This window comes from Rhizobium sp. SRI_017 (assembly GCF_057586295.1).
In genome coordinates this window covers 85,582-112,303 of record NZ_JBYCZP010000005.1, presented here as the reverse complement: position 1 = coordinate 112,303, position 26,722 = coordinate 85,582, and the positions used below count along the sequence as shown (strand labels likewise).

Below are 26,722 nucleotides of genomic sequence, written 5' to 3'. Positions count from 1 at the left end.
GTTGCCGCACCCGCTGTTGCCAGCAGTTCGCGGCGCGACATTCCCTTCTTCATTGTCATTGCTTCCTCCCGTTTTGAAAATCGCCGATCGGCCTTGTGGCTCAAATCGGGTACTCTCCCTTGCCGCCGGATAATGTGATCCAGCGGAGTTCCGTGAATTCGTCGAGGGCCGCGGGGCCCCCGAACTTGCCGTAGCCGCTCGCCTTGACGCCACCGAACGGCACCTGCGGCTCGTCGGCGACGGTTGCCGAATTGATGTGGCAGATGCCGGATTCGATGCGCTTGGCAACCTCGAAGGCACGGCCGATATCCCGGCCGAAAACCGCGGCGGACAGACCGTATTCGCAATCGTTGGCGACCGTCACGGCTTCGTCGACCGAGCCGACGCGGATAATCACCGCTACGGGCCCGAAACTCTCCTCACGATAGAGCCGCATCGGGCGCGTCACATGGTCGATGACGGCGGCGTCCATCATTGCGTCGTGGTTCTCGCCTCCGGTCAGGAGCACAGCGCCTTTGGCTACGGCATCGTCGATCAGGCCACGCACCCGGCGGGCGGATTCAGCGGTGACCAATGCTCCCAGGGGCAGGTCACCGCGCGCCGGGTCACCCGCCCGCAACGTCCTGGCTTTGGCGAGGAACTTCTCGACGAAGGCATCCGCCATCTCATCCATGACAATGATCCGCTCCGTCGACATGCAGATCTGGCCCTGGTTGAAGTAGGCGCCGAAAGCAGCGGCCTTCACCGCCTCGTCGAGGTCCGCGTCGTCGAGGACGATGAAGGCCGCCTTGCCGCCGAGTTCCAACAAGCAACGTTTGAGATGCTTGGCGGCTGTCTGGGCGATGATCCGGCCGACACGGGTCGAGCCGGTGAAATTGATGCGTCGGATGACAGGGTGGGCGATCAGCGTTTCCATAATCGCCGAGGCGTCGGCCGGCGCATTCGAGATAATGTTGATCACCCCATCCGGCAGACCCGCTTCCTGCAGCACATCGCCGATCAACCGGTGCGTCGCCGGGCAGAGTTCGGATGATTTCAGCACCACGGTGTTGCCGCAGGCGAGCGCGATGGCGATCGAACGGACGCCAAGGATGACGGGTGCGTTCCATGGCGCAATGGCGAGGCAGACACCTGCCGGTTGGCGCCAGGCGAAGGAAGTCTTGCCCGCCATGTCGGTGGGGATGATCGATCCGCCGACCTGTGTCGTCGCGGCAGCTGCCTCCTGAAAGATCTTCGCGGAGAGCTCGACATTGAACCCGCTCCATTCGCGGGTCGCACCCGTCTCGGCCATCATCGCCGCGATGAAGTCTTCGTTGCGGGCGAGCAGCAACGCGGCTGCGCGCTCCAGCAGCTTGCGACGAAAGCTGGGGCTGGTTTGCGACCAGTCGGGAAAGGCAGCAGCGGCCGCATTCGCGGCTGCTGTGACGTCATCCAGACTGGCCGCAGCAGCGACGGTGACAAGGTCGCCGGAAACCGGGCTGAAGCGTTCGAAGGTCGCTGTGTTCGAGGCGGCGATATCACGGCCACCGATCAGCAAGCTGACGAGCCTTGGCGTGCTTGTCGGCGCTCGATCGAGCGGGTTTTCCGTGATGACAGGATTGTTCGCCAGGGCCATGTCTGCCTCCTCCCAAAGGCCGATAATGAAGATGCTACGCCTTGCGTCGGAAATGAGAATGTGATTTTCTGGCCAATACTTGCAAATTTCTGGTCATTCTGACGATGCAGGTCGAATCCGCTATCCATCATGATGTCCGCGGCGAGGCGATCGAGCCCGCGATCCAGTCGCGCGTGATCCGCTTTGGCCGGCCGCCGCAGCGCTGGTTCCATCATGCATTGCTGCTGGCAAATGGTTCGATTCGCCTGTCGCGTGATGATGGCGCGGCGGCGGTGTCGGGCCCGGCGATCGCCTTCTTCCCCCCGAGCGAGGGCGAAACGATTACCGTCGGCGCCGGCAGCCGCGGTTATCTCGTCGGCATGTCGCCGGAGATCATCGGCGAGGCGATCGGCGACCACGCGGAATCGGCTGCACTGCGGGTCTTCTCCGGCAGCTTCTCGCTCGGCGACGCGATCCAGCCAGCCACGTCGCGCGAAATGGCGCCGCTCTTTGAAGGCGTGATCGCCGAACTGGCCGATGAAGGCCGCGCGTCGCGCATGGTGATATCAGCCTATACCCGGCTGATCCTGATGGCCGCTTGGCGGCTGAGGCGTTCCGATGCCACCGATGAACCACGCGCGAATGCCGGCTCGATACTCCAGCGCTTCCGGCAATCGGTGGAGATCGGCTTTCGGCGCCACCGCTCCATAGCAGATTATGCCGGCGAGCTCGGCATCAGCCCGGACCGGCTGCATGCCATCTGTCAGCGCATGCTGTCGCGCTCACCGATCGAACTGGTGCATGATCGCGTGGTGCAGGAGGCCAAGCTTCGGCTCGAACGGTCCGCGCGCAGCTTGCAGGAGATTTCCTACGGTCTCGGCTTCCGGGATCCCGCAAATTTCAGCCATTTCTTCAAGCGCAAGACAGGCGTGTCCCCGGCGCGCTATCGTGCGCTGGCGCGTGACGCGACCAGCGCCCCGACGATCCCGCTGTCGTCGAGCTATTACGACTGGCCCTGATCGGGGCGGAACGAAGCCTCACGCCTCCGGCGGCGGGGCTGCAGTCGACTGGCGGAGCACGAGTTCGACCGGCCAGATCTCGCCGTGGCTGGAGAGGTCCCGGCCGGCCAAAAGCTGCAGCAGGATATCGCCGATTCGTACGCCCGCATCCCGCATCGAGGACCGCGTCGTCGAGACCGTCGGCACCATGTTGTCGGCGTTGATATAGTTGAACACGTCGTCATGCGCGATCAGCGAAATGTCCTTGCCGAGCATCAGCCCGCCCGAGCGCACCGCGCGCATCACGCCGAGCGCCGTCATCATCGAGCCCGCGAGCACCGCCGTCGGCGGCTCTTTCTGGCTCAGGAAGTCCTGCATCGACCGATAGCCGACATCGTCGCTGAACTGGCCGAAAGTGATCAGCTCGGTGCGAAGCGGCAGCCCATGCTCCTTGAGCGCCTTGCGGTAGCCCGCGTCGCGATGCTCGGCGAAGAGATCACCGCTGTAACCGTTGATCATCGCTATGCGCTTGTGACCGAGATCGGCGAGATAGGAGGTGGCGCGATACATCGCGTCGAAATTGTCGATGTCCAGCCAGGGATAATCCGAACCGTCGATGCCCCGCCCATGCACGACGAAGGGCATGTTCAGCTTCTTGAGGAAGCCCATCCGCTCGTCACCGACGGTCGGCGTATGCAGGATTACCGCATCGACGCGCTTCGAAGCCGCGAGCCGCTGATAGGCGACGAGTTCGTTCTCTCGGTCCTCCACGACCGTGATCAGGATGTCGATCTGCCGGGCCTCCATGCGGCTGCCTAGGCCAGCCAGGAATTCCGTCGTGTTCGGGTCGAAGCCCTTGCCCTCGCGGAGCACGATGCCGACCGCGCCGGCCCGGCCGGTCGCAAGGCCCGCCGCCGAACGATTGGGGTGATAGCCGTGCTCTTGCGCGAGCTTGAGGATTCGCTGACGTGTCTCCGGCTTCACTTCGGGATAGCCCGAAAGCGCGCGGCTGACCGTCGTCTGGCTTATGCCGATGGTCTTGGCGAACTCTTTCAGATTCATCAAACCAAAGCCTCCAGGGATCAACGCGGCAAACCTCCTCCTGCCGTGCGTCCCCTCTCGATCTCACCATAGACGGAAATCCAAAAATTTGAAAGCGCCATCAAATTTATTTTGGAGGCCTCATCCGTAACTGCAGGCAGACATAGGGGGTACCTGAGTTACGCTCCTTAAGAATTATCACACTAATTCAGTTGCTTGATCGACTCACCAGCCCATACGTGGACGGTCAGGGCACCCTTAAAAAATGCTGGAGGCACCCTTGACAAATACGCGGTAAAGTCGTTTTATATATTTAAAGCGCTTTCAAAACTGGGGAGAGAATTGAAAGCTTCACCCAAGACGAACGCTTTTCAATGAACGGCCGCCCCATCCGGGGACGGGCGACATTTGCATATCCAGATCCAAGGGAGGACCATCGGATGAAGAAATTGTTCCTGGCGAGCGTCGCAACGTTCGCGCTCTCAGCAGTCGCGGCCCACGCTGCCGACCTCGAGTTCAAGCCCGGCGAAGACAAGCGCTTCAACTGGGCGAGCTTTGACGAATACAAGGCCGGCCATGGCGACCTGAAGGGCCAGACGCTGACGGTCTTCGGGCCATGGCGCGGCGACGACGAGAAGCTGGCGCTCGCCATGCTCTCCTACTTCCAGGAAGCCACCGGCATCACCGTGAAGTACTCGTCCTCCGAAAACTACGAGCAGCAGATCGTCATCGACACCCAGGCCGGCAGCCCGCCTGACGTCGCGATCCTGCCGCAGCCGGGCCTGCTGGCCGACCTCGCATCCAAGGGCTTCCTCGTCGATCTCGGCCAGAAGAATGCCGACTGGATGAAGGAAAACTATGCGGCCGGCGATTCCTGGGTCAAGCTCGGCACATACAAGGACAAGGACGGCTCGGAAAAGTTCTTCGCTTTCCCCTACAAGGCCGACCTGAAGTCGCTCGTCTGGTATTCGCCCGACAACTTCGCTGACGCCGGCTACGAAGTGCCGAAGACCATGGAAGAGCTCAAGGCGCTCACCGAGAAGATGGCAGCAGACGGCGCCAAGCCGTGGTGCATCGGCCTCGGCTCCGGTGGTGCGACCGGCTGGCCGGCGACCGACTGGGTCGAAGACATGATGCTGCGCACGCAGTCGCCTGACGTCTACGACAAGTGGGTCACCAACGCGATCCCGTTCAACGATCCGGCCGTCGTCGGCGCGATCGATGAATTCGGCTGGTTTGCCAAGAACGACAAGTTCGTCGATGGCGGCGCACAGGCCGTGTCCTCGACCGACTTCCGCGACAGCCCGAAGGGCATGTTCACCTCGCCGCCGAAGTGCTACATGCATCGCCAGGCCTCGTTCATCCCGTCCTTCTTCGGCGATGGCGTGAAGCTCGGCGTCGATGCCGACTTCTTCTACCTGCCGCCTTACGCGTCCAAGCCCGAGCTCGGCAATCCGGTTCTCGGTGCCGGCACGCTGGTCTCCATCACCAAGGACACTCCGGCTGCCCGCGCTTTCATCGAATGGCTGGAAACTCCGATCGCGCATGAAGTCTGGATGGCCAAGACCGGCTTCCTGACCCCGTACAAGAAGGCCAATCCGGACGCCTATTCGGACGCGCCGACCAAGAAGATGGGTGAGATCCTCACCAATGCGACGACGTTCCGCTTCGACGGTTCGGACCTGATGCCCGGCAAGATCGGCGCCGGCGCCTTCTGGACCGGCATGGTCGACTATACCGGCGGCAAGTCTGCCGAAGATGTCGGCAAGGGCATCCAGAACGCCTGGGACGCCATCAAGTAAGCAATACGGCGCGGCGGGAGCTCATGCTCCCGCCGCAGCCCGACCCCGGTTGTGGGTCCATCAAGTTTTCACTTGAGCATGATCTGAAATACAGACTTAATCGGATCTTCCGGGGGATAAACCGGGGAGGATGCGGCGCTCGCAAAATGGCGGGCGGCGACAGGGGAGGACTGTCTCATGCAACAGCTTTTATATGCCGCCTTTACCATGGTGGCCGGGGTTGTCGGTTGCGCCATCTATTTCTTCAGCAGCAACTTCATCCTCGATATGATCTTTCCCTCCAAGGGAACGGACACGGCGAAAGCCGGGCGGAACATACGCCGCGCCAACATGATCCGGCCTTGGCTGTTCCTGTTGCCGGCGCTGATCGCGCTGATCCTCTATCTGGTCTACCCGGTCTTCGACTCGATCCGGCTGTCCTTCATGAACAGGTCGGGCACCGAATTCGTCGGTATCTCGAACTACGTGTGGATGTTCAACGACGCGCAATTCCGGGAATCGATCTTCAACAATTTCCTCTGGCTGCTCGTCGTGCCGGCTGCGGCCACCTTCTTCGGCCTTGTCATCGCTGTGCTGACCGACCGTATATGGTGGGGTAATATCGCCAAGTCGCTAATCTTCATGCCAATGGCGATCTCCTTCGTCGGCGCGGCGGTGATTTGGAAGTTCATCTACGACTATCGCGACGCTTCCACGGCACAGATCGGCTTGCTCAACGCCATCGTCGTCTATTTCGGCGGCGATCCGCAGGCCTGGATCACCATTCCCTTCTGGAACAACTTCTTCCTGATGGTCATCCTCGTCTGGATCCAGACCGGCTTCGCGATGGTGATCCTGTCCGCGGCGCTCCGCGGCATTCCCGAAGAAACCATCGAGGCAGCCGTCATCGACGGCGCCAGCGGACCGCAGATCTTCTTCAAGATCATGGTGCCGCAGATCTGGGGCACGATCGCGGTCGTCTGGACCACCATTACCATTCTGGTGCTCAAGGTCTTCGATATCGTGCTGGCCATGACCAATGGCCAGTGGCAAAGCCAGGTGCTCGCCAACCTGATGTTCGACTGGATGTTCCGCGGCGGCGGCGACTTCGGCCGAGGTGCGGCCATCGCCATCGTCATCATGGTTCTCGTCATTCCGATCATGGTCTGGAACATCCGTAACGCACGCAAAGAGATGGAGGGACGCTGATGCTCGGGACCAAGAAATCTCCGCTTATCTGGGTTGTCCACCTCTCGGTCATCCTCATCGTGACGCTCTGGACACTGCCGACGGCCGGCCTGCTGATCTCGTCCTTCCGCGACAAGAACCAGCTCGCTGCCTCCGGCTGGTGGACCGCACTGACCACCTCGACGCAGAATGTGGTCTTCCGTACGCCCGGAGCCGATACCGCGGTCGAAAAGGACGGCAAGTTCGTGATCGCGGGCAATGTGCTCGAGGCGCGTGGTGGTGTCGTCAGCGCTTGGGGTTCTACGCCGGCCAAGCCATCCGAATTCCAGCCCGGCCAGTCGGCCGAGCTGAAGGATGGCTCGACGGTGACAGTGGCAGCCGATGGCGCCTTCACCATCGTGTTTCCGACCAAGCCGGAAGGCGTTCGTGGCCAGCGCATCGCCTTCGTCGCCTCGATTCCGCCGCGCTTCACCCTCGATAACTATCGCGAGGTTCTGAACGCGGAAGGCATCGGATCGTCCTTCATCAACTCGCTGACCGTGGCGATCCCCTCGACCGTGATCCCCATCCTGGTCGCAGCCTTCGCCGCCTATGCGCTCGCCTGGATGAAGTTCCCCGGCCGCGCGCTGATCATCGCCATGGTCGTCGGCCTGCTGGTCGTACCGCTGCAGATGTCGCTGATCCCGCTGTTGAAGTTCTACAATGGCGTCGGCGCCTTCTTCGGAGTGCCTTCCAAGACTTATCTCGGCATCTGGCTCGCGCATATGGGTTTCGGCCTGCCGCTCGCCATTTACCTGCTGAGGAACTACATGGCCGGCCTGCCGCGAGAGATCATGGAATCTGCCCGCGTCGACGGCGCCACCGATTTCGAGATCTTCCTCAAGATCGTGCTGCCGCTCTCCTTCCCGGCACTCGCCTCCTTCTCGATCTTCCAGTTCCTGTGGACCTGGAACGACCTCCTCGTCGCCATGGTCTTCCTCGGCGCCGGCAATGAGGAACTGGTGCTCACCGGCCGCCTCGTCAACCTGCTCGGTTCGCGCGGTGGCAATTGGGAAATCCTGACGGCCTCGGCATTCATCACCATCGTGGTGCCGCTTCTCGTGTTCTTCACGTTGCAGCGCTTCCTCGTCCGCGGCCTGCTTTCAGGCTCGGTGAAGTAGTCGGGAGATAGTTGTGAACGTGCATATGGGACAGGCAATGATGAACCAGACGAACCTGATATCGCCGGCGCCTGACAAGGACTGGTGGCGTGGCGCGGTGATCTACCAGATCTATCCGCGCAGCTACCAGGACTCGAATGCCGACGGTATCGGCGACCTCAGGGGCATCACGGCCCGCCTGCCCCATATCGCCTCTCTGGGCGCGGATGCGATCTGGATCTCGCCCTTCTTCACCTCGCCGATGAAGGATTTCGGCTACGACGTCACCGACTATTGCGACGTCGATCCGATCTTCGGCACGCTCTCGGATTTCGACGAATTGGTAATGACCGCCCACAGCCTTGGCATCCGGGTGATGATAGACCTCGTGCTCTCGCACACATCGGACCAGCATCCGTGGTTTGCCGAGAGCCGGACGTCGCTGACCAATCCCAAGGCCGACTGGTATGTGTGGTCGGACGCTGCCCCGGATGGCACGCCGCCGACCAACTGGCTGTCGATCTTCGGCGGCTCGGCCTGGCAATGGGATTCACGCCGCCAGCAATATTACATGCACAACTTCCTGACCTCGCAGCCCGACCTCAACTTCCACAATCCGGAAGTCCAGGACGCGCTGCTCGACGTCACCCGTTTCTGGCTCGCCAAGGGCGTCGATGGCTTCCGCCTCGATACGATCAATTTCTATTTCCACGACAAGCATCTGCGCCACAATCCGCCGCTCGCGCCCGAACTGCGCAACGCCCAGACGGCGCCCGCCGTCAATCCGTACAATCACCAGGAACATCTCTACGACAAGAGCCAGCCTGAAAATCTCGAGTTCCTCAAGCGCTTCCGCGCCGTCTGCGACGACTATCCGGCCATCACCTCGGTCGGCGAAGTCGGCGACAGCCAGCGCGGCCTCGAGATCGCCGGTGAGTATACGTCCGGCGGCGACAAGGTGCATATGTGCTACGCCTTCGAGTTCCTGGCGCCGGAACCGCTGACGCCCGCCTTCGTCCGTGCCACGCAGGAAAAGCTGCAACGCGTCGCCCCTGAAGGATGGGCCTGCTGGGCCTTCTCCAACCACGACGTCATGCGTCACATCTCGCGCTGGGGCGCCAACATCCATGACGTGTCAGGCTATGCCAAGCTCCTGAGCGCGCTCTTGATGACGCTGCGCGGCTCCGTCTGCATCTATGAAGGTGAGGAACTGGCGCTTCCCGAAGCCGACCTCGCCTATGAGGATCTCCGCGACCCCTACGGAATCCAGTTCTGGCCGAACTACAAGGGCCGCGACGGATGCCGCACGCCAATGGTCTGGGAGAAGGCCGCACCAAATGGCGGCTTCTCCCTGGTCAAGCCCTGGCTGCCGGTACCATCAGCGCATCTCGACCTCGCGGTCGATGCGCAGAGTGCCGAGCCGACCTCGGTGCTCAATCACTACCGCAATTTCCTGGCCTTTCGCCGGACACAGCCCGCTTTCGCCAAGGGCGAGATCGAGTTCTTGGTCGCGGACAGCGCCGTACTCAGCTTTACCCGCAGCAACGGCAACGAGACGGTGCTCGCGGTCTACAATATGTCGGAACACTCAGTCGTGGCCGACCAGCCAGAGGGGAACTGGGAGCCGCTCGAAGGACACGGCTTCCCGTCGGAACTGAACGAACGCAGCATAAACCTGCCGGCCTGGGGCGCATGGTTCGCCCGCAGAGCCTGACAAATATCGGTGAGGAGGGAATGCAAATGTCTGGAGTGGTTCTGAAGGACATCAAGAAGTCCTACGGCGCGGTGCACGTGATCCATGGGGTGGATCTCGACGTGAAGAAGGGCGAGTTCATCGTCTTCGTCGGCCCATCGGGTTGCGGCAAATCGACCTTGCTCCGGATGATCGCCGGTCTCGAGGACATTTCCGGGGGTGAGATGTTCATCGATGGCGTCAAGGTCAACGACGTGCCGCCGTCCAAGCGCGGCATCGCCATGGTCTTCCAGTCCTACGCGCTCTATCCGCATATGACGGTCTACGACAACATGGCCTTCGGCATGCGCATCGCCAAAGAGCCGCAGGCCGAGATCGACAAGAAAGTCCGTGCCGCAGCCAACATCCTGCAACTCACGAACTATCTCGAGCGCCTGCCGAAGGCACTTTCCGGCGGCCAGCGCCAGCGCGTCGCCATCGGCCGCTCGATCGTACGCAACCCGAAGGTCTTCCTGTTCGACGAACCGCTGTCGAACCTCGACGCAGCCCTGCGCGTCGCGACCCGCATCGAGATCGCCAAGCTGCATGAAAGCATGGATGACGCGATCATGATCTACGTCACCCATGACCAGGTCGAAGCCATGACACTGGCAGACCGGATCGTGGTCCTCTCGGCCGGCAGGATCGAACAGGTCGGCTCGCCGCTCGAACTCTACGAGAATCCGCAGTCGCTGTTCGTGGCGGGTTTCATCGGCTCGCCGAAGATGAACCTGCTAACCGGCAAGCATGCCGAGCCCTATAGCTGCACCACGGTTGGCGTGCGTCCGGAACATCTTGACATCGTCGAGAGCGGCGGCACCTGGAGCGGCAAGGTCATCCACACCGAAAAGCTCGGCGCGGATTCCTTCCTCTATGTCGACATGGGTCTCGACGAGCCGATGACGGTCCGCGAAAACGGCACGACGAAATACAATTCCGGCGACACGGTTTCCGTTAAGGCGGTGGATGGCAAGGTCCATCGCTTCGGTCCCGACGGCCGCCCGGTCAAAGCATAGTCGATCAAGGCCTGACCGCCGCCGCAACCAGACCCAATGGTCCGGATGGCTCCAAGATTCTCCTCCCGGTCATCCGGGCCACCCTCCCCGCCGCTTGCGGGGAGGGTTTTCGTTTTCGATGGCACCTTGGTGTCGGCCGCAAGGATTGACGCCGGACAGACGGTCGTCCAAAGCATCCTGATCAAGCACCTCCAGCCCGAGTATCGCCCATGGCCGAATTCAATCCTCTGGTTTCCCGGCTGTCCCCTCCGCCGATCCCTTCGGTGCAGGCCTGGTCACGCGCCTATGACGGGTCGCTCGGGGAGCGGATCAACCTGAGCCAGGCCGTTCCGGGCTATCCGACGCATCCCGACATGTTGAAGTGGCTGGGCGAGGCCGCGGCGCTGCAGGAATATACCAACTACGGCGACATCGAGGGCGAACCGGTGCTGCGTGAGGCCTATGCTGACCATGCCTCGGAGGTCTATGGAACGCGGCTCTCTCCGGCGAACATTCACATCACGTCAGGCGCCAACCAGGCTTTTATGTGCCTCATCATGGCCGTCGCCAATGCCGGCGAAGCCGTGGCGCTGCCGATGCCGTTCTATTTCAATCACGACACTACGCTCGCCATGCTCGGCATCCGCAGCGTGCCGGTGCCCTGCGACGCCGGCTTCCTGCCCGATATCGAAGGGCTGAGAAAAGTCGCCGCAAGTGGCATCCGCGCGCTGGTGCTGGTGACGCCGAACAATCCGACCGGTGCGGTCTATCCACCTGCCCTGCTTGCCGAAATATTCGAAATCTGCCGAACGAATGGCGTCTGGTTGATTCTCGACGAGACCTATCGCGACTTCCTGCCATCAGATGGCGGTGCACCGCACAAGCTGCTCGACCTGCCGGGCTGGGAAAAGAGCCTGGCGCTAACCTACAGCTTCTCGAAATCCTATTGCATTCCCGGCCATCGCTTGGGCGCAATCACCGCGAGCGCCGATATGGTCGACCAAGTGGCAAAGGTAATGGACAATCTGCAGATCTGCGCGCCTCGTTCCCCGCAGGCCGCGGTCGCCAAGGCGATCCCGGCACTGGCCGATTGGCGGCAAGCGAATAACGAAGAGATCGGCAAACGCGTTGCGGCGATGAGGGATGTGATGACCCGCCTGCCGGCCTGGGAGATCGCCGCCATTGGCGCCTATTTCGCTTATGTGAGGCATCCCTTCCGCGGCGCAAAATCAGAGGCGGTGGCTGAAAAGCTGGCCCGCGAAGCCGGCGTCGTCTGCCTGCCAGGCGCCTATTTCGGCGAGGGCCAGGACGACTACCTGCGGTTTGCCTTTGCCAATGCGGATGCGCCGACGATCCTGAAGCTGGAGGCAAGGCTGAAGGATTTCAGACTTTCGCCCTGAGAACCTGTCAGCAATAGATCTGCCACCGCTTCCTGATCGCCGCATCGGCTTCGAAGTCAATCAGCGATGGCGCCGCATCCGCCAAAATCCTGTTCTTGCGCTCGATCGCCTTCTGGATCAGATCCGGGCGGCCGAGCTCGTTCCATTCCTTCGGGCTCGAACGGTTTGCGACGGCGGGGTAGATATATTCGGTCTGCATCACTTCCAGCGTCTGTGCATGGCCGAGATAGTGGCCGGGGCCGTCGAGGCAGACCGAGCGCATGGTCTCGATCGAGACCGAATCCTCGGTCACGTCGATGCCGCGCACGCAGCGCTGCACCTGGCCGAGCAGGTCATCGCCAAGCACCAGCGATTCCAGGCAGAAACCGAGCAGCGAGGCATGCATGCCGACGGCTTCATAGACCATGTTGAGGCCGGAGAGGCCTGCCATCACGTTGAGGATGCCCTGTTCCCAACCGGCCTGCATGTCGGGCAGCTTGGAGTCGGACATGCCGCCTGCGGCACCGCCGGGCAGGCCGTAGAACTGGTGCATCTGGGCGCAGCCTGATGTCAGAAGGCCCTGCTCGCCCGAGCCACCCGACATGGCGCCGGTGCGCAGGTCGGAGACGAAAGGCCAGGTTCCGAAGATCGCCGGGAAGCCGGGCGAGATCGAATTGACATAGACGACACCGGCAAGGCACTCGGCCACCGCCTGGACGATCGCGGTGGCGAGCGGAGCGGGTGCGGTGGCGCCCGCCTGTCCGGCCGAAAGCAGCAGGATCGGCATGCCCTCGCGGATGCAATGCTCCATCGTCTGGCAGCTTTCGGTCGCGAATTTCATCGGCGGCACGACGAAGCAGTTCGAATTGGAAACGAAGGGACGCGCGCGCCACTTGTCCTCGCCGCCGGCGATCATGTGCAGCATCTCGAAACCGTCGGCGACATGCGACGGATCGGAGAAGCTCGTGCCGACATGCTTGGTCGTGCCAGCGCAGCAGGCATAGAGCGTGTTCATGTCCATCTGGAGATTGTCGACCACGTCGCGGCAGACCATCGCCCGCTGGAAGAAATGGATATTGTCGAGATGGTGGACGAGCTTCGAGGCGGCCAGCAGGTCATGCGAGGTCGATTCGCGATATTCGCGCTTCTCGACATCGACGACATGCACCGCGGCACCCGCGGTGCCGAAGTGGACCTTGGTGCCCGACAGTTCCATGTCGAATTTCTCGTCGCGGCCATGGAGCGTGATGCCGCGCGCAGCCTTGGCCAGCATGTCCTCGACCAGCGCCCGCGGGAAGCGCAAGCGGCCGTCCTCGCCCAGAATGGCGCCGGCTTTGGTCATATACTCGACACCGGTATCCGGCGCCTGGGACAGGCCGATCTTTTCGAGCGCCTCGAGCGCCGCCTCATGGATGCGCTTCACCGAGGCATCGGTGAGCGGCTTGTATTGGCCGCCGGGCATACCCGGACGTACTGGACGCAGGTTCTCCGCAAGCGGCGCCGACCGGGCTGCAACGCGGGCCGATCGGCCGCCTGCACGGCGGCTCAGGACGACTTCATTCATTCTGCTTCTCCATGTCCGATCCGGCGATGAGCATGGCATCGATCTTGCTGCCCGATGCCGCCGCCGAGAGTTTGGTGAAATCGCCATGCTTGATAATGGCATCCATCTGTTCCGCGATCGCCGCATGGGTGACCCGGGCGATCATCGAGCCCAGCGAGATGCGGCGCGCGCCGATCGCTGCGATCTCGCTGACCGAAAGCTTGGTGAGCGGGCCCGCCGCCAGTGCATTGACAGGTGACCTGACCGAGGCGATGACACTCTTCAGTTCCTCCGGCCCTGGCGGGACGGGGATGTAGACGAGGTCGGCGCCGACCTTTTCGAAAGCCTGGATGCGGCGGATGCCTTCGTCGAGGTCATAGACACCGTTCATCACGCCATCGGCACGTGCGCAGAGGATGAAAGGCTGCTTGAGCGAGCGGGCAGCATCGACAGCGGCCTTGATGCGCTCGACGGCAAGCGTGAAATCATAAGCCGGGTTGTCACCGGACATCATCGTGTCTTCGATCGAGCAACCCGACAGGCCGGCTTCGGCTGCCAGCCGGATCGTCTCAGCGACATCATCCGGTGCATCGGCAAAGCCATTCTCGAAATCACCCGACACCGGCAGCGGTGTGGCGCGGACGATATCTTCAGCGTGCTTCAATGCTTCCTCACGCGTCACATGACCTATGTCCGGTCGGCCGAGGGTGAAGGCGAAGGCGGCGGAGCTGGTGGCGAGTGCGACGGCGCCCGAGGCGGCCATCATGCGGGCGGAGCCCATATCCCACGGGTTGGGTATGACGAAGCAGCCCTCCTGGTGAAGGGCGTGGAATGTCTGGTGACGTTCGGCGAGCATGATGATCCTCCTATGGTTCGATAGGAGTGGTGTAGTGAGGATGCTGGCAGATTATGTCAGGATGGTGCGCCAGCACGGAGACCCAGGCACCCCCCTCTGCCCTGCCGGGCATCTCCCCCTCAAGGGGGGAGATTTGATGGGGCACAGCCTCACCCGTCACGACCGTCGAATGCGCAGCAGTCGATGCCCATTTGGGGCGGCGAGCAAGCATCTTGCGAATCTCCCCCCTTGAGGGGGAGATGTCCGGCAGGACAGAGGGGGGTAAGATGTTCGGCACTACGCCCTCACCCTCTCCGCCTTCGGATCATACATCGGCGCCAGCGAGGCCGTCGCCGAAACCCGCGTCCCGGCAATCTCGATCTCGTATGTCGAGCCCAGCACATCCGCCTCGCTCTCGCCCTCGCAGGGCACGTAGCCCAAACCGATGGCGCCGCCGAGATGGTGACCGTAATTGCCCGACGTCACGATCGACACGATCTTGCCGTCGCGCACCACGGCTTCGTTGTGGAACAGCAGCGGCTGCGGATTATCGAGCTTGAACTGCAGCATACGGCGCTTGAGCCCTGCCTCCTGCTTCCGCAGCACCGCCTCGCGGCCCATGAAATCCTGCTTGTTGAGCCGGACCGCAAAGCCTAGGCCGGCTTCCAGTACATGGTCCTCATCCGTTATGTCATGGCCGAAATGGCGGAAGGCCTTTTCGATGCGGCAGCTGTCGAGCGTGTGCAGGCCACAGAGCTTAAGGCCAACGTCCACTCCTGCTTCTTCCAGCGCCTCGAACACATGCGCGGCCTGGTCGGTGGAGACATAGAGTTCCCAGCCGAGTTCGCCGACATAGGTCACGCGATGGGCGCGGGCGAGGCCCATGCCGACTTCGATCTCGCGCGCTGTGCCGAAGGGGTGATGTGCATTCGAGAAGTCATTGGGACTGACCTTGGCCATCAGTTCGCGCGACTTCGGACCCATGACGCAGAGCACGGCCTCGCCGGCCGTTACATCGGTGATGACGACGAATTCATCGGAGGTCAGGTTCTTGCGCAGCCAGGCGAGATCGCGTTGCAGCGTGGCGCCCGGCACGACGAGGAAGAATGCATTTTCCGAGAGCCGCGTCACCGTCAGGTCGCTCTCGATGCCGCCCTTGTGGTTCAGCATCTGGGTATAGACGATGCGGCCGGGCTTGACGTCCATCTGGTTGGCGCAAAGGCGGTTCAGGAACGCGCAGGCATCGCGGCCCTCGACCCGGATCTTGCCGAAGGAGGACATATCGAACAGGCCGACACCATTGCGGACCGCGAGATGTTCGTCCTTCTGGTTTTCGAACCAGTTCTGCCGGTTCCAGCTATATTTGTACTCCCGCTCCTGGCCTTCCTTGGCGAACCAGTTGGCGCGCTCGTTGCCGGCGACTTCGCCGAACACCGCACCACGCGCCTTAAGATGCTCGTGCAGCGGCGAGCGGCGGACGCCGCGGGCGGTCGCCATCTGGCGATAGGGGAAATGGTCGGCGTAGAGCAGGCCGAGCGTCTCGGTAACGCGCTCCTTGAGATAGGCCCGGTTCTTCTGGAACGGCTGGGCGCGGCGGATATCGACTTCCCAGAGATCGAAGGGCGGCTCGCCGTCGTTCATCCACTGAGCCAGCGCCATGCCGGCGCCGCCGGAGGAGACGATGCCGATCGAATTGTAGCCGGCCGCGACCCAGTAGCCCTTCAGTTCCGGTGCCTCGCCGAGATAATAGCGGTCGTCAGGCGTAAAGCTCTCTGGACCGTTGAAGAACGTATGGATGCCGGCGGTTTCCAACATCGGCATGCGATTGATCGCCATTTCCAGGATCGGCTGGAAGTGATCGAAATCCTCGGGCAGCTGGTCGAAGCAGAAATCCTCGCGGATCCCGTCCATGCCCCAGGGCTTCGCCTTGAGCTCGAAGGCGCCGACCAGCATCTTGCCGGCATCTTCCTTGTAATAGGTGCACTCGTCCGGCACGCGCAGCACCGGGAGCTGCGTCAGGCCCGCGATCGGCTCGGTGACGATGTAGAAATGCTCGCAGGCATGCAGCGGCACGGTGACGCCTGACATATTGGCGAGCGTACGCCCCCACATGCCGGCGGCATTGACGACATTCTCGGTCTCGATCGTGTAGGTCTCGCCGTCCTGCTCGCAGGTGACGCTGGTGACGCGGCCATCCTTCTGATTGACAGCAGTGACCTTGACGCCCTCGATGATCGTGGCACCGTTCTGCCGAGCGCCCTTGGCGAGCGCCATGGCGATATTGGCCGGGTCGCATTGGCCATCGAGCGGCAGATGCACGGCGGCCTTGACGTCGCCGATATTGAGATGCGGATACATCTCCTTGGCTTCCTGCGGGCTGATCTCTCGCACATCCACATTGAAGGCGCGGGCGAGCGAGGCCTGACGGTAGATCTCCTGCTTGCGCTCTTCGGTCAGCGCCATGGTCATGGAGCCGTTCTGCTTCATGCCGGTGCCGATGCCGGTCTCGGCTTCGAGCTTGACATAGAGATCGGCGGAATATTTGGCGAGCCTGGTCATGTTCTGGCTGGCGCGCAGCTGCCCGATCAAGCCGGCGGCATGCCAGGTCGTGCCTGATGTCAACTGCTTGCGTTCGAGCAGCACGACATCGGTCCAGCCGAGCTTGGCGAGGTGATAGGCCACCGAGCAGCCTGAAACACCACCGCCGATAATGACCGCGCGGACCTTGGAGGGGATGGGCTTCTTCATGCACGGAGCCTTTCATTCTCGGGATCGAACAGCGGCTTGTCTTCCTGGACGATAGCCTTGCGCTTGTCGCCGAAGATCTCGACCTCGATTTCCATGCCGGGCACCGCGAGATCGGCGCGCAGCATGCCGAGCGCCACCGATTTACCAATGCGGTAACCCCAATTGCCCGACGTGGTCTCGCCGACGACCTTGTCGCCATGCCAGAGGGTGGACATGTACGGCGCATCGCAATCGCCGGCGTCAACGACCAGCGTCACGAACCGCTTGGTGACGCCCTGCTGCTTCTCGCGCTCCAGCGCCGGTTTGCCCCTGAAACTTGGCTTCGACCAATCGACGAAGCGCTCAAGCCCGCCCTGCAGGATCGTGTAGTCGGTCGAGAGATCGCCCTTCCAGGCGCGATAGCCCTTCTCGATGCGCAGCGAATCCAACGCCTCCATGCCGAAAGGCTTGAGGCCATGCTTCTGCCCCGCCGCCCACACGGCGTCGAACACCGCGCCCGTGTCATCCACCTTGGTATGCAGTTCCCAGCCGAGCTCGCCGGCGAAGGAGACGCGGACGAGGTGCAGCCAGCGGCCCGCGATCTGGCAGGACTGATGCGTCAGCCACGGCTTCGTCAGATCGGCATCGGCAACTTCGGCCAGGATCGCACGCGCATTTGGGCCTGTGAGGATCTGGCAGGAGAACTGCTCCGTCACGTCGTCGATGGTGAAGGTCGCATCCTTGGGCAGGTGCTTCCTCAGCCACTCCAGATCATGCCACTGCGCCGTCGCCGCCGTGATCAGGAAGAAGAAATCCTCGTCCAGCATCATGACCGACATTTCGGTGACGATCCGGCCCTTGTCGTCGGAGAAATAAGCTAGGCCGATGCGGCCCGGCTTCGGCACGCGGCCGGTGATTAGGCCCTTGAGCCATTCCGTGGCGCCCTCACCCTTGACGCGGTAGCGCGAGAAGCCGGGAAGATCGAGGATCCCGGCCGTGTCGCGCACGGCGAGACACTCTTCCTCGATCCGGGGCGACCACGGGCCGTTGCGGGTCCAGGTCTGCGTCGCGGCTTCCGACGTATCGTCGCCCGGCTTGGCATACCACATGGCGCGTTCCCAGCCGTTGTAGGGCTTGAACTGCGCGCCGAGTGCCTTGATCCGGTCATGGATCGCCGAATGCTTGCGGTCGCGGCCGGCTGGCCAATAGTGCTTGGGGAAATGCATGGCATATTCGTGGCCATAGATTTCCACGCCCTTGTCGACGCAATATTGCGGGTCGGTATAGTCGGTATAGCGGCGCGGATCGCAGGACCACATGTCCCACTCGGTCTCGCCATGCATCACCCATTCGGCCAGCACCTTGCCGGCGCCGCCCGCCTGGCAGATACCGAAGGTGAAGACGCAGGCCTCGAAGGCATTGGGGACGCCAGGCATCGGCCCGATCAGCGGGTTGCCATCCGGCGTATAGGGAATCGGCCCGTTGATCATCTTGGAAAGACCTGCCGTGCCGAGGATCGGCACCCGCTCGATCGCATCGTTGAGATACCATTCCAGCCGCTCGAGATCGTCGGGGAAGAGCTGGAAGGAGAAATCCTCCGGCATCGGGTCGTCCTTGGTCACCCAATGCGCCTTGCAGTTCTTCTCGTAGGGGCCGAGATTCATGCCGTACTTCTCCTGGCGGAGATAGTAGGAGCTATCGACATCGCGCAGCAGCGGCAGCTTATGGCCGGCTTCCTTCGACCAGGCTTCGAGTTCAGGAATGGTATCGAACAGCATATACTGATGGCTCATCACCATCATCGGCACGTCGCGGCCGAACATCTTGCCGACCTCGCGGGCATAATAGCCGGCGGCATTGACCACATATTCGCAGCGGACCTCGCCCTTCGGCGTGGTGATCACCCATTCGTCATTCTCGCGGCGAACCGCCGTGACCGGGCAGAAACGGACGATCTTCGCGCCCATATCGCGCGCACCCTTGGCCAGCGCCTGCGTCAACTGCGCCGGGTCGATATCACCGTCGTTCGGATCATAGAGCGCACCGGTCAGGTCATGCGTTTCGGCGAAGGGGTAGCGGGTGCGGATGTCGTCAGGGCTTAGGGTATCGAGCTCCATGCCCTGGTAGCGGCCCATCCCCACGACACGCTTGAATTCCTGCAGCCTCTCCCCAGAGTGGCCGAGCCGCACAGAGCCGGTGACGTGGTAGTTCATGGGATAATCGACTTCGGCGCCCAGCCCGCGATAAAGCTCAGCCGAATAACGCTGCATGTTCATCAGCGACCAGGACGACGAGAAGGTCGGCACGTTGCCGGCGGCATGCCAGGTCGAGCCCGCGGTCAGCTCGTTCTTTTCAAGCAGGATACAGTCGGTCCAGCCGGCCTTGGCGAGGTGATAGAGGCTAGAGGCACCCACAGCGCCACCCCCAATGATCACCACCCGCGCGGTTGATGGCAGTTCCGACATTCGCGACCTCCAAACCGAAATACGAGCCGTCGCCGGAGCCCATCCGGACGGCTGAATACTGCTCTGGATTTGCCCTCTTGCCCAGCCTTGGCGCAAACAAAGGATAGAGCGCCTATGGCAACGAAATTTTTGCGTCGAAGGGGGAATTACCCAGTCCATGCTTTGCGATAGATTGGATCGCACAAATTTATCAGCCCCTCGAAATCGGCGAATCTGCCTATTTGCGTCGGGATCAAGGGGGAATGATGCGTTACGGATTTATCGGCCTCGGCCATCTCGGCCGCTTTCTCGCTGGCAGCCTCGTGAGAGCTGGCTTCGATCTCACCGTCAACGATCTCGACGAGGTCAACGCAGAGGCCTTGATCGCCTCCGGAGCGAAGTGGGCGAAAGACCCGCAAGCCCTGGCCGAGCAGGTCGATTGCGTCATCACCTGCCTGCCTTCGCCCAAGATTTCCGAGGCGGTGCTGGCAGGCCCGCGCGGCATTCTCTCGGGGCTGAGGTCCGGCGGTACCTGGATCGAGATGAGCACGCTCGACCATAATGACGTGACCCGGCTCGCCGCGGTGGCGGCCGACAAAGGCGTCCGCATGATGGAAGCCCCCGTCACCGGCGGCGTCCATAAGGCAGCCTCCGGCGAGATCACCGTCATCGCTGGCGGCGCCAAGGATCTGTTCGAACTGCATAGGCCGGCACTTCAAGCCATGGGTGGCGAGATCTTCCACGCCGGCGATCTCGGCAAGGCCGCGGTCATCAAGGTCATCACCAACATGCTGGCCTTCATCCACCTGATCGCGGCCGGTGAAGCGCTGATGCTGGCCAAGAAGGGCGGCATCGACCTGACCGACGCCTTCAACATCATCAAGGCCTCGTCGGGTAATAGCTTCGTCCACGAGACCGAGAGCCAGGTGATCCTCAACGGCAGCTACAACATCAATTTCACCATGGACCTCGCGCTGAAGGATCTCGGCTTCGCGCTCGGTTTCGGCAAGGAGTTCGGCGTACCGCTGGATCTCGCCGGCCACGCCATGCAGACCTTCGTCCGTGCCAAGGCGATGTATGGTGGCTCGGCCTGGTCGAGCCAGGTTGTCAAGCTCCTCGAGGACGCCACCGGCACCGACCTCCGCGCCCCCGGCTTCCCGGCCGAACTCTGATGGACCTGGATGGTGCGGTATTCGACTATGTCATCGTCGGCGCGGGCTCGGCGGGCTGCGTGCTGGCCGACGCGCTGAGCCGCGACGGCCGGAGCACCGTCGCCATCGTCGAGGCCGGCGGCACGGATCGCAAATTCTACGTCCAGATGCCGCTCGGCTACGGCAAGACCTTCTACGACAAGTCGATCAACTGGAACTACTACGCCGAGCCCGATCCGGGCCTCAATGGCCAGCGCGATTTCTGGCCGCGCGGCAAACTGCTTGGCGGCTCCGGTTCGATCAATGCCATGGTCTGGATCCGCGGCGACCGGCGTGACTATGACGAATGGGATGTACCGGGTTGGCGCTATGACGATGTGCTGCCGGCCTTCAAGGCGCTGGAGGACAACGAAGCCGGCGCCGACCATTATCGCGGCACGGGCGGCCCGATCCATGTCACTGACTGTACCCATCGCCCGCAACTGCTGACCGACCGCTTCTTGGCTGCCGGCCAGCAGGCAGGTTTCCCCTACAACAAGGATTTCAACGGCGCCACCCAGGAAGGCGTCGGCGTCTACCAGATCAACACCATGGGCGGCTGGCGCATGTCGGCCGCAAAGGCTTTCCTGCGGCCGGCGCTGAAGCGGAAGAACGTTACGCTGATCACCGAGGCGCAGGCGACAAGGATATTGTTCGAAGGCAAGCGCGCGAGCGGCATCGAGGTCGACCGTCGCGGCCGGAGATGCCGGCTCACCGCACGCCGGTCGGTTGTCCTCGCTGCCGGCGCCGTCAATACCCCGCAACTGCTGCAACTTTCCGGCATCGGCCCTGCCGGCCACCTTCGTTCGCTCGGCATCGATGTCATCAGTGACAGCCCCGCCGTCGGTCGTCACCTGCAGGATCATCTCGGCATCAACTACACCTTCCTTGCCAAAGTGCCGACCATCAACCAGCAACTCGGATCCTGGTGGGGCAAGCTGCGTCACGGGCTGGACTTTTTGCTTTTTGGGCAGGGCCCCCTCAGCCTCAGCCTCAACCAGGGCGGCGGCTTCGTCCGCTCGCGGCCCGAGCTCGATCGTCCCGATGTCCAGCTCTATTTCCAGGCGGTCAGCACCGTCACGGCAAAAGCCGGCACCCGGCCGCTGACGGAACCCGACCCCTTCCCCGGCTACGCGATCGGCCTGTCGAGCACACGGCCTAAGGCGCGGGGCAGCATCCTAATCCGCTCGATCAATCCTTTCGAACATCCCGAAATCCGCGCCAACGCCTATGGCGAGGCTGAAGACGCCACGGTGATGCTAGCGGGCGTCAAGCTGATCCGCCGCATCGCCGCCCAGCCGGCGCTGGCAGATATCACGGCAGAGGAACTCGTCCCCGGCCCTTCCGTGCAAAGCAATGCGGAACTGACCAACGACTTCCGCAATCGCTCCGGCACGGTCTACCACCCCTGTGGCACCGCGCGGATGGGCGCCGACCCCGCAAGCTCCGCGGTCGACGCGCGCCTTCGGGTCCACGGTGTCGATGGTCTCGTCGTGGCCGACGCCTCCGTTTTCCCGGCGGTCATGTCGGGCAATACCAATGCCCCAACCATGATGGTAGCCGCCCGCGCCGCTGCCTGGTTGCTCGAAGACAGGGAGGCCTAGCGGAATGACCGATCTCTGGTTACAGTCCGCGCCGAAACGGCCCGACCCGGCGGACAGAATGAACAATCACAATGCCTTTGCAGGCTATCAACTGCCGCCGCTCGCCTGGCTGCGCGCCTTCGAGGCCGCTGCCCGCCACCAGAGCTTTACGCTCGCCGCCACTGAGTTGAACCTCACCCAGGCAGCCGTCAGCCATCAGGTCCGCTCGCTGGAAAAGCATCTCGGCGTCGTGCTGTTCGAGCGGCTGCCGCGCAGCCTGCGCCTTACCGAGAAGGGTGCGGCCTACCTGCCACCGCTGCGCAACAGTTTCGACGAACTCGCGGCCGCCACGGCTGGGCTATTCGGGCCAGTCGGCAAGCGAACACTTTCCATTCGAGGACCCGTTTCCTTCATCGCGCTGTGGCTTGCACCGCGTCTCGCCGACTTTCGGGCGAAGTGGCCGGAGATATCGCTGCGTATCTCGACGATCGTCTGGGCACCGACCCAGCAGGACGAAACTTCTGACATCGATATCCGCTTCGGCGATGGCAATTGGCCCGGTTTCCGCTCGGCGCTCATCCTGTCCCACAGAGTTATCCCCCTCTGCGTGCCCTCCATGGTGCAAGGTGAAGATGATGCTTCAAGGCTCGCGTGGGTCATGAGCCGCAACCTGCTGATCCACGATACCGGCTATGAGGATCTCTGGAAGAAGCTCGCACAACAGGCGGGGCTGAGCTTCATCCAGCCTGCCGGCATTAATATCGACACGACGATCTCCGCGCTCGAACTCGCTTCTGCCGGCATCGGCCCGGCCATCGTGCTCGAACGCCTCGCCCACTCCTACATCACCAGCGGCCGGTTGGTGAAGTTCGTCGATATGGCGCTGCCGATCGCCGAGGGGCACTACGTCGTCCAGCCCGAGAGCCAGAAACGGCCGAAGCCCGAGGCGACGCTGTTCCGCGACTGGCTGCTGGAACAAGCCGCCCGGCAGGACTGATCACAGAAAATTTGGCGTCATGCACGTAACCTGCAACGAGGGTCTTACGCCGGATCCTGCGCATCCTCTTGAGGCTGCGAGGTTTTTTAGGCTCCTCAGAAATTGCCTATCAAACTCTTTACAATATCGACAACATATTGCAAAAGAACGCGAAATATGATTATATTGAATGAACATTCAGCAAATAATGAGGTCCGCCATGAACGAGATTGTCCGCGATTTGAGCATCCCGAATGATTGGGACCGCCGCGGCTTGCCCGGCTGGACCTATCATTCCGACGCCATGCTGGAACTCGAAAAGCAGCATGTCTTCCGCGAGCACTGGCAGATTGCCTGCCACATCTCCGACCTGCCGGAACCCGGCAACTATCTGACGATGGACATCGTCGGCGAGCGGGCACTGATCCTGCGCGGCCAGGACGGCGAGGTCCGCGGCTTCCATAATATCTGCAAGCATCGCGGCTCGCGGCTTGTCGCCGACGACAAGGGCAAGTGCCGCAACGCGCTGGTCTGTCCATTCCACGGCTGGGTCTACAATCTCGATGGTACGCTGCGCGGCCCGTCGCGCCCCAATTCCTTCCCGCCGCTCGACAAGGTCGAATTCGGCCTGACGGCGCTCGATACCGAGGTCTGGATGGGCTTCGTCTTTATTCGCTTCGCCAAGGGTCAGCAGGGCTCGGTGGCCGAGATCATGGCACCTTTTGCCGACGAGCTTCGCCATTACCAGTCCGAAACCATGGTGCCCGCAGGCGAGATCTTCACCCAGACGACGCCGGTCAACTGGAAGTCGGTCCGCGACGTCGACAATGAGGGTTATCATGTCGCCATGGCCCATCCGGCGCTGCAGGACCTCTACGGCCAGACCTATTACGACGAACCCTTCGTCGACGGCATCTGCCGCTCGTTCGCCACCTACAACCCGCATGCCGGCCGCCGCTGGAGCGTGCGCAACTACGTCAGGATCAGCCAGGACAATCCGCGCCTGCCGGAACGGCTGAAGAAGGCCTGGATCTATTATGGCCTGTTCCCGAATTGCGTGATCGCGGTGACGCCGGAGACCGTGCAGTTCTACCAGGAATTCCCGATCTCCCGGACCGAGACCATGCTGCGAGGCGCCGTCTATCGCTATCGCGACGAGACCCGCGAGCAGGAAGCGGCGCGTTATCTCCAGATGCGCATCGATCGCGACACGCTGTCGGAAGACGTCCAGCTCACCATCTGGTCGAACGAAGCCATGGCATCCAAGAGCTTTGGCAACTTCTATCTCTCCGACCTCGAATATGGCGTGCGGACACATCACGAACATCTGCGCCGCGTGCTGCCGGTCATGACGCTGGAAAAGGCGCCGGACGAGAAGGAAGTGGCCGAGGTGAATGCGCAGATGCGCAGCTGATCCAAGCACTGGAATTCGACGGTAGGGCATGCCAGTCTGAGGCATGACCTACCTCATCTATGCCGCCGCAGCCCTCGCCGAAATCGCCGGATGCTTTGCCTTCTGGGCCTGGCTCAAGCTCGACAGGTCCCCGTTCTGGCTGGCGCCAGGCATGGTGTCGCTGGCACTCTTCGCCTGGCTCTTGACCCTTGTGCCAAGCGACGCCGCGGGCCGGGCCTATGCGGCCTATGGCGGCGTCTATATTGCCGCATCCATTCTCTGGCTCTGGCTGATGGAAGGACAACGCCCAGACAGGTGGGATCTGACCGGGCTCGCCGTCTGCCTCGTGGGCAGCGCGATTATTCTCTTGCCGTCGAGGACGTGAAGGGCCTCAGCCCTTCCACAACCCTTCGCGCACCAGTTCGTCCTGGGTGATGACGATGCTCTTGCGCAGGATGTCGGCCATCTCATCGATCTGGGCGGCATTGATGGTCAGCGGCGGGCTCATCACGCACATATTGATCAGCGGCCGCACCAGCAGGCCCATTTCCTGGCAATGCTTGTCGATACGCTTGCCGACTTCGAGATCGAGGGCGAGCGGATTGTTGCTCACATGGTCGGCGACGCATTCGATCCCGGCCATCAGGCCGACGCCGCGCACCTCACCCACCAGCGGCAGGTCCTCGAGTGCCTTGAGCCGGCTCTGGAAGTGGCTGGAGATCGTGCGCGTATGGTCGAGCAGGCCTTCCTCGAGCAGATCGAGATTCTTGAGCGCCACGGCGCATCCAACAGGATGGCTCGAATAGGTCAGGCCATGCGCGAACATCGCGTCATTGTGGTTGGACTGGCGCAGTTCCTCGAAGAGGCGCGAGGCGATCATCACGCCGCCGAGAGGAAAATAGCCCGACGTGACCCCCTTCGCGAAGGTGATCATGTCGGGCCTGACGCCGAACACGTCTTCGGCGGCAAAGACATGGCCGAGACGGCCAAAGGCGGTGACGACTTCATCCATGATAAAAAGAATGTCGTTCTCCGCGCAAAGCTCCCGCATACGCGGCCAGTAGCCCTTGGGCGGCACGATGACGCCGCCCGAGGCCATGATCGGCTCGCCGATGAAGGCGCCGATCTTCTCCGCACCGACCTTCTCGATCAGCGCCCGGAATTCCTCGACGAGGAAGTCGGTGAACTCGGCCTCGGTCATGCCAGCGGGGCGGCGGAACGGGTTCGGGCAGGTCAGCTTCAGTACCTGCTCGCGCGCCGAATCCATCCAGTCGTGATCGCGCGGGCGACCGTTGAGCGAGCCCGACAGATAGGTCGAGCCGTGATAGGCGCCCTCGCGCGACACGATCAGCTTCTTCTCCGGCCGGCCCTTCACATTGTTGTAGAACTGCATGAAGCGCAACGCCGTCTCCACGGCCGACGAACCGCCCGTCGTGTAGAAGACATGGCCGACACCCTCGGGCGCGTGGTCAGCAAGTCGCTTGGACAGCACCGCGGACGGCTGGTTGGTCGTGTACCAGGGCGAATTATAGCTCAGCGCCATCGCCTGGTCGAACATCACCTGAGCGATTTCCTTGTTGCGGTGGCCGACATTGACGCACCACATCCCGGCAGGGCCGTCGATCAGCCGCTTGCCGGTATGGTCGGTGACATAGATGCCATCGCCGCTCTCAATGAAGCCTCGCGCCTCGGCGCCTATCGAGCCCGACACCGGCCAGGGCTGAACGAGATGCTGCTCCGCCATCGCGTAGACGCCATCCGGGCTGTTGTCGTTCAGATCGTCATAGTCGCGCTTGGCAGCCATCGCAGCCTCCATTCATTCTATCATTAGTCATGCAAGACAATGTTTTTCAAACTTATCTTGCCACTATATTGAATGCCCGTTCAGTCAATATCGCAGACGGCAGCAGTCTTGGCAATGCCATCAGCCCTTGCTTTCCGCCGTGCCGGCAAGTTCTGCACGCTTCTCTTCGACCTTCTCGATCCAGGCCTGACCCATCTTGTAGGCCTTCAGTGCGTCGACCGCGTCTTCGTGGTCGATGCGAGAACAGATACGGTAGATCTCCAGCACTTCGGCGCTCATCTCGTCCTTGCGGAAAAAATACATCGCCGCCGCATAGCGAGCGCGGCCCGACCATTCCTCGCCGGCCGGCGTCAAAATCAATCCCCAATTTTCCCTGTCTT

20 protein-coding genes are annotated in these 26,722 nt (G+C 62.2%); 12 read left to right on the top strand and 8 right to left on the bottom strand.

Annotated elements, in window-relative coordinates; translation table 11 throughout:
• Positions 1-100 precede the first annotated feature (100 nt).
• Complete coding sequence (locus AC2YI2_RS13285) at positions 101-1,615, bottom strand: aldehyde dehydrogenase (protein WP_487386954.1); 1,515 nt, start codon at positions 1,613-1,615, stop codon at positions 101-103.
• Positions 1,616-1,719: 104 nt separating this feature from the next.
• Here AC2YI2_RS13285 and AC2YI2_RS13280 point away from each other — a divergent pair, with 104 nt between their 5' ends.
• Positions 1,720-2,613: a helix-turn-helix domain-containing protein gene (locus AC2YI2_RS13280; RefSeq protein ID WP_487386953.1), complete on the top strand. Its 894-nt coding sequence runs from the start codon at positions 1,720-1,722 to the stop codon at positions 2,611-2,613.
• Positions 2,614-2,631: 18 nt separating this feature from the next.
• Here the strand turns inward: AC2YI2_RS13280 and AC2YI2_RS13275 are convergent, their stop codons facing one another.
• Entirely contained in the window at positions 2,632-3,654 is a 1,023-nt protein-coding gene (locus tag AC2YI2_RS13275) for a LacI family DNA-binding transcriptional regulator (RefSeq protein WP_487386952.1), read from the bottom strand.
• A 419-nt stretch (positions 3,655-4,073) separates the two neighbouring features.
• On the opposite strand from AC2YI2_RS13275, the gene AC2YI2_RS13270 reads away from it, so the two are divergent.
• The 6 genes from AC2YI2_RS13270 (at position 4,074) to AC2YI2_RS13245 (ending at position 11,868) form a co-directional block, all read left to right on the top strand.
• Positions 4,074-5,435 (top strand): ABC transporter substrate-binding protein, encoded by a 1,362-nt coding sequence (locus tag AC2YI2_RS13270; protein WP_487386951.1) that lies wholly within the window; start codon positions 4,074-4,076, stop codon positions 5,433-5,435.
• 177 nt (positions 5,436-5,612) lie between these two features.
• Positions 5,613-6,623: a carbohydrate ABC transporter permease gene (locus tag AC2YI2_RS13265; protein ID WP_487386950.1), complete on the top strand. Its 1,011-nt coding sequence runs from the start codon at positions 5,613-5,615 to the stop codon at positions 6,621-6,623.
• A complete protein-coding gene (locus AC2YI2_RS13260; RefSeq protein ID WP_487386949.1) occupies positions 6,623-7,762 on the top strand; it encodes a carbohydrate ABC transporter permease in 1,140 nt (379 codons plus the stop codon). The genes AC2YI2_RS13265 and AC2YI2_RS13260 overlap by 1 nt, the downstream gene beginning before the upstream one ends.
• 40 nt (positions 7,763-7,802) lie before the next feature.
• The gene (gene bglA, locus AC2YI2_RS13255) at positions 7,803-9,455 is read left to right on the top strand and encodes a beta-galactosidase BglA (RefSeq protein WP_487387242.1); all 1,653 of its coding nucleotides are present in this window, start codon (positions 7,803-7,805) and stop codon (positions 9,453-9,455) included.
• A 26-nt stretch (positions 9,456-9,481) separates the two neighbouring features.
• A complete protein-coding gene (locus AC2YI2_RS13250) occupies positions 9,482-10,489 on the top strand; it encodes an ABC transporter ATP-binding protein (protein WP_487386948.1) in 1,008 nt (335 codons plus the stop codon).
• Between the two features lie 209 nt (positions 10,490-10,698).
• On the top strand, positions 10,699-11,868 hold the full coding sequence (locus tag AC2YI2_RS13245) for an aminotransferase (protein WP_487386947.1): 1,170 nt from the start codon (positions 10,699-10,701) through the stop codon (positions 11,866-11,868).
• A 7-nt stretch (positions 11,869-11,875) separates the two neighbouring features.
• On the opposite strand, the gene AC2YI2_RS13240 is transcribed toward AC2YI2_RS13245, so the two are convergent.
• The 4 genes from AC2YI2_RS13240 to AC2YI2_RS13225 form a co-directional block, all read right to left on the bottom strand.
• Positions 11,876-13,411: a trimethylamine methyltransferase family protein gene (locus tag AC2YI2_RS13240; protein WP_487386946.1), complete on the bottom strand. Its 1,536-nt coding sequence runs from the start codon at positions 13,409-13,411 to the stop codon at positions 11,876-11,878.
• Positions 13,404-14,246 (bottom strand): isocitrate lyase/PEP mutase family protein, encoded by an 843-nt coding sequence (locus tag AC2YI2_RS13235; protein WP_487386945.1) that lies wholly within the window; start codon positions 14,244-14,246, stop codon positions 13,404-13,406. Before AC2YI2_RS13235 ends, AC2YI2_RS13240 begins: the two co-directional genes overlap by 8 nt.
• A gap of 276 nt (positions 14,247-14,522) precedes the next feature.
• On the bottom strand, positions 14,523-16,973 hold the full coding sequence (locus AC2YI2_RS13230; RefSeq protein ID WP_487386944.1) for a GcvT family protein: 2,451 nt from the start codon (positions 16,971-16,973) through the stop codon (positions 14,523-14,525).
• Positions 16,970-19,417, bottom strand: coding sequence for a GcvT family protein (locus tag AC2YI2_RS13225; protein ID WP_487386943.1), 2,448 nt, complete (start codon positions 19,415-19,417; stop codon positions 16,970-16,972). The genes AC2YI2_RS13230 and AC2YI2_RS13225 overlap by 4 nt, the downstream gene beginning before the upstream one ends.
• A gap of 245 nt (positions 19,418-19,662) precedes the next feature.
• Here AC2YI2_RS13225 and AC2YI2_RS13220 point away from each other — a divergent pair, with 245 nt between their 5' ends.
• The 5 genes from AC2YI2_RS13220 (at position 19,663) to AC2YI2_RS13200 (ending at position 24,923) form a co-directional block, all read left to right on the top strand.
• Positions 19,663-20,568, top strand: a complete 906-nt coding sequence (locus AC2YI2_RS13220; RefSeq protein ID WP_487386942.1) for an NAD(P)-dependent oxidoreductase — start codon at positions 19,663-19,665, stop codon at positions 20,566-20,568.
• Entirely contained in the window at positions 20,568-22,190 is a 1,623-nt protein-coding gene (locus tag AC2YI2_RS13215; protein ID WP_487386941.1) for a GMC family oxidoreductase, read from the top strand. The genes AC2YI2_RS13220 and AC2YI2_RS13215 overlap by 1 nt, the downstream gene beginning before the upstream one ends.
• 58 nt (positions 22,191-22,248) lie before the next feature.
• Positions 22,249-23,166 (top strand): LysR family transcriptional regulator, encoded by a 918-nt coding sequence (locus tag AC2YI2_RS13210; protein WP_487386940.1) that lies wholly within the window; start codon positions 22,249-22,251, stop codon positions 23,164-23,166.
• Between the two features lie 199 nt (positions 23,167-23,365).
• Positions 23,366-24,559 carry an aromatic ring-hydroxylating oxygenase subunit alpha gene (locus tag AC2YI2_RS13205; RefSeq protein ID WP_487386939.1) on the top strand — a complete coding sequence of 398 codons (1,194 nt, stop codon included), beginning with the start codon at positions 23,366-23,368 and terminating at the stop codon, positions 24,557-24,559.
• A gap of 43 nt (positions 24,560-24,602) precedes the next feature.
• Complete coding sequence (locus AC2YI2_RS13200) at positions 24,603-24,923, top strand: YnfA family protein (RefSeq protein WP_487386938.1); 321 nt, start codon at positions 24,603-24,605, stop codon at positions 24,921-24,923.
• A 6-nt stretch (positions 24,924-24,929) separates the two neighbouring features.
• Here AC2YI2_RS13200 and AC2YI2_RS13195 read toward each other — a convergent pair whose 3' ends face one another.
• The gene (locus tag AC2YI2_RS13195; protein ID WP_487386937.1) at positions 24,930-26,342 is read right to left on the bottom strand and encodes an aminotransferase; all 1,413 of its coding nucleotides are present in this window, start codon (positions 26,340-26,342) and stop codon (positions 24,930-24,932) included.
• A 120-nt stretch (positions 26,343-26,462) separates the two neighbouring features.
• Entirely contained in the window at positions 26,463-26,702 is a 240-nt protein-coding gene (locus AC2YI2_RS13190; RefSeq protein WP_487386936.1) for a hypothetical protein, read from the bottom strand.
• Positions 26,703-26,722: the final 20 nt, after the last annotated feature.

Excerpts from the sequence above, each read along its gene's own strand:
- AC2YI2_RS13285 (WP_487386954.1), bottom strand. The coding sequence starts at position 1,615 with ATGGCCCTGGCGAACAATCCTGTCATCACGGAAAACCCGCTCGATCGA.
- AC2YI2_RS13280 (WP_487386953.1), top strand. The coding sequence starts at position 1,720 with ATGCAGGTCGAATCCGCTATCCATCATGATGTCCGCGGCGAGGCGATC.
- AC2YI2_RS13275 (WP_487386952.1), bottom strand. The coding sequence starts at position 3,654 with ATGAATCTGAAAGAGTTCGCCAAGACCATCGGCATAAGCCAGACGACG.
- AC2YI2_RS13270 (WP_487386951.1), top strand. The coding sequence starts at position 4,074 with ATGAAGAAATTGTTCCTGGCGAGCGTCGCAACGTTCGCGCTCTCAGCA.
- AC2YI2_RS13265 (WP_487386950.1), top strand. The coding sequence starts at position 5,613 with ATGCAACAGCTTTTATATGCCGCCTTTACCATGGTGGCCGGGGTTGTC.
- AC2YI2_RS13260 (WP_487386949.1), top strand. The coding sequence starts at position 6,623 with ATGCTCGGGACCAAGAAATCTCCGCTTATCTGGGTTGTCCACCTCTCG.
- bglA (WP_487387242.1), top strand. The coding sequence starts at position 7,803 with ATGAACCAGACGAACCTGATATCGCCGGCGCCTGACAAGGACTGGTGG.
- AC2YI2_RS13250 (WP_487386948.1), top strand. The coding sequence starts at position 9,482 with ATGTCTGGAGTGGTTCTGAAGGACATCAAGAAGTCCTACGGCGCGGTG.
- AC2YI2_RS13245 (WP_487386947.1), top strand. The coding sequence starts at position 10,699 with ATGGCCGAATTCAATCCTCTGGTTTCCCGGCTGTCCCCTCCGCCGATC.
- AC2YI2_RS13240 (WP_487386946.1), bottom strand. The coding sequence starts at position 13,411 with ATGAATGAAGTCGTCCTGAGCCGCCGTGCAGGCGGCCGATCGGCCCGC.
- AC2YI2_RS13235 (WP_487386945.1), bottom strand. The coding sequence starts at position 14,246 with ATGCTCGCCGAACGTCACCAGACATTCCACGCCCTTCACCAGGAGGGC.
- AC2YI2_RS13230 (WP_487386944.1), bottom strand. The coding sequence starts at position 16,973 with ATGAAGAAGCCCATCCCCTCCAAGGTCCGCGCGGTCATTATCGGCGGT.
- AC2YI2_RS13225 (WP_487386943.1), bottom strand. The coding sequence starts at position 19,417 with ATGTCGGAACTGCCATCAACCGCGCGGGTGGTGATCATTGGGGGTGGC.
- AC2YI2_RS13220 (WP_487386942.1), top strand. The coding sequence starts at position 19,663 with ATGCGTTACGGATTTATCGGCCTCGGCCATCTCGGCCGCTTTCTCGCT.
- AC2YI2_RS13215 (WP_487386941.1), top strand. The coding sequence starts at position 20,568 with ATGGACCTGGATGGTGCGGTATTCGACTATGTCATCGTCGGCGCGGGC.
- AC2YI2_RS13210 (WP_487386940.1), top strand. The coding sequence starts at position 22,249 with ATGAACAATCACAATGCCTTTGCAGGCTATCAACTGCCGCCGCTCGCC.
- AC2YI2_RS13205 (WP_487386939.1), top strand. The coding sequence starts at position 23,366 with ATGAACGAGATTGTCCGCGATTTGAGCATCCCGAATGATTGGGACCGC.
- AC2YI2_RS13200 (WP_487386938.1), top strand. The coding sequence starts at position 24,603 with ATGACCTACCTCATCTATGCCGCCGCAGCCCTCGCCGAAATCGCCGGA.
- AC2YI2_RS13195 (WP_487386937.1), bottom strand. The coding sequence starts at position 26,342 with ATGGCTGCCAAGCGCGACTATGACGATCTGAACGACAACAGCCCGGAT.